Annotated in this window: 2 protein-coding genes; one reads left to right on the plus strand and one right to left on the minus strand. The window is 63.4% G+C overall.

The genetic code is table 11. From position 1 onward, the window contains the following. Positions 1–129: 129 nt before the first annotated feature. Positions 130–1,023 (minus strand): methylisocitrate lyase, encoded by an 894-nt coding sequence (gene prpB, locus ACFFAR_RS30505; RefSeq protein WP_062172394.1) that lies wholly within the window; start codon positions 1,021–1,023, stop codon positions 130–132. Between the two features lie 167 nt (positions 1,024–1,190). Between prpB and prpR the strand changes: the two genes are divergently transcribed. Then, positions 1,191–2,610, plus strand: a 1,420-nt coding sequence (gene prpR / locus ACFFAR_RS30510) for a propionate catabolism operon regulatory protein PrpR (RefSeq protein ID WP_174365428.1), incomplete at its 3' end; no start/stop codon positions are given.

Below are 2,610 nucleotides of genomic sequence, written 5' to 3' on the forward strand. Positions count from 1 at the left end.
TGCCTGCCGTCACGCCCGAAAGCGCGACAGATTTCTTGGGCTTGAACCCGCTGGCAGCGGGTGCTTCTTTCGTCGGGGTATCGCTCATTTGTTCCAGTCTCCTTATCGGATCAACGCAGGAATAACGCTTTATTTGGTCTGATTGAACAGCGCGTCGAGCTTCTGCTCGAAGTCGTGATAGCCAATGCTCTTGTACAATTCCTCGCGCGTCTGCATGGTGTCGAGCACGTTGGCTTGCGTGCCATCGGTGCGAATCGCGCGATACACATTCTCAGCGGCCTTGTTCATCGCGCGGAAAGCGGAGAGCGGATACAGCACGATGGACACATCCACGCTGCGCAGTTCCTCGACCGTGAAGAGCGGCGTCGATCCGAACTCGGTGATGTTGGCGAGAACCGGGACCTTCACGGCATCGACGAATTGTTTGTACATCTTCAGGTCCGTCATTGCTTCCGGAAAGATCATGTCCGCGCCCGCCTCCACACACGCCCGCGCCCGGTCGATCGCCGCGTCCAGTCCCTCGACCGCCAAAGCATCCGTGCGCGCCATGATGACGAAGTTCGCGTCGGTGCGGGCGTCCACCGCGGCCCGCACGCGATCGGCCATTTCCTGCTGCGAGACGATTGCCTTTCCCGGCCGATGACCGCAGCGTTTCGCGCCCACCTGGTCTTCAATGTGCATCGCGCCTGCACCCGCCTTGATCAGCGACTTGACCGTGCGGGCAATGTTGAATGCGCTCGGGCCGAAGCCGGTATCGACATCGACCATCAGCGGCAGGTCGCAGACATCGGTGATGCGGCGGACATCGGTGAGCACGTCGTCAAGCGTGGAGATGCCGAGGTCCGGCAGGCCCAGCGATCCCGCCGCGACCCCGCCGCCCGACAAATAGATTGCCTTGAACCCGGCGTGCTGGGCGAGCAGCGCGTGATTCGCGTTGATCGCGCCGACGAGTTGCAAGGGCCGTTCGGCCGCGACCGCTGCGCGGAACTTCGCGCCGGCGCTGAGTGCTGCAGTTGAGCTCATGGAGGTCTCCGGTTTATGCGTCTGGAAGCGCAAGTTGTTTGCCAGTGCCCAAGTTCTTGATTGGGAACAGATTAATCTTTTTTATCGATGCCTGAAAATTTCACAAATGAAATCATTGTTTGCAGAAGTGAATTAGACTGGAGCATTCGAGCCCGACCCTCCACCCCATGAATCCTCCTCCACGCATCTGGGCCGTAGGTATAAGCAAGCTCCGCGATCTGTATCGCGACATGGCGGCCGAATACGACGGCATTGCCGACCTGCGTATTGTGCCGCTCGGTTACGAGGACGCGGTGCACGAGATCGAGAACGCCGGCGATGCCCGCCCAGATGTGGTCGTTGCTGCCGGATCGAACGGGGCGTACCTGAAGGCGCGAATCGGCGTTCCGGTCGTACTGGTGAACCCGACCGGGTTCGATGTCATGCATGCGCTCGCGCGTGCGCGCCGCGAGGGCGAACCGGTCGGTCTCGTGATGCACGGGGAGACACCCGCTGAAGTCGCACGCTTTTTTCGCGCGTTCGGCGCGGCGATCGAATGCGCGTCCTACGTGTCGGCGGAGGACGCGGAATCCTGCGTGCTGGATCTGCGTGACCGTGGCGTGCAGGCGATTGTCGGGCCGGGTCTCGTCACGGAACTCGCGGAAAAGGCCGGCATGAAGTCGGTGTTTCTCTACTCGCGAGCGTCCGTTCAGGGCGCGTTCGAAACAGCGCTGGAAGTGGCGCGCGCGACACTCGGCGAGACGCAGCGTCGTCGCCGGCTCGATCAGGTCCTGCAACATCTGCGGGACGGCGTGATCGCGCTTGCCGCCGATGGCCGCATTGAAGCGCTCAGCGGCAAGATGGCCGAGATGCTGCGCCTCGCGCCATCGCAGGTCGTCGGCAAGCGCCTGCGCGACCTGGCGCCCGAGGTGGCGAGCGCCGTGCCGGACGAACCCGGCGAGTCGCTGGAGACGGTGCGCGGGGCGAGTTATGTGGTGCATCGAAGCGCGTGGGGCGATGCATCGGCGGCTTCGGGGTCCATCGTCACGTTTCAGGAGTCAGTGGCATTGCAGCGCATGGACAGGTCGGTGCGTGCGCGGCAACGCTCGCCGTCGCTCGTCGCGCGATACAAGATCGATGACCTCAGCGGCAGCAGTCCGGCTATCGAGCAGGTTCGCCAGCGCGCTCGCCGATATGCGGGCTCCGACGCGACCGTGCTGATTCGCGGCGAGAGCGGCACGGGCAAGGAACTGGTTGCGCAAGGCATCCATGGCGAAAGCGCGCGGCGCGACTTCGCGTTCGTCGCGTTGAATTGCGGCGCGTTTCCGGAAACGCTGCTGGAAAGCGAACTCTTCGGCTACGAGGAGGGGGCGTTCACGGGCGCGCGTCGCGGCGGCAAGGCTGGACTGATCGAGTCGGCGCATCGCGGCACGCTTTTCCTCGATGAAATCGGCGAGATGCCATTGCCGCTGCAAAGCCGGTTGCTGCGCGTGCTGCAGGAGCGCGAAGTCGTGCGGCTGGGCTCCACTGAACCACTGCAGGTCGATGTGCGGATCGTCGCGGCGACGCATCGCGCGTTGAGCGAGCGAATGAAGGCGGGTGAGTTTC

The sequence above is a fragment of the uncultured Caballeronia sp. genome (assembly GCF_964243625.1).
Classification (GTDB): Bacteria; Pseudomonadota; Gammaproteobacteria; order Burkholderiales; family Burkholderiaceae; genus Caballeronia.

Coding starts and splice junctions, on each gene's coding strand:
- prpB (WP_062172394.1), bottom strand. CDS start 1,023: ATGAGCTCAACTGCAGCACTCAGCGCCGGCGCGAAGTTCCGCGCAGCG.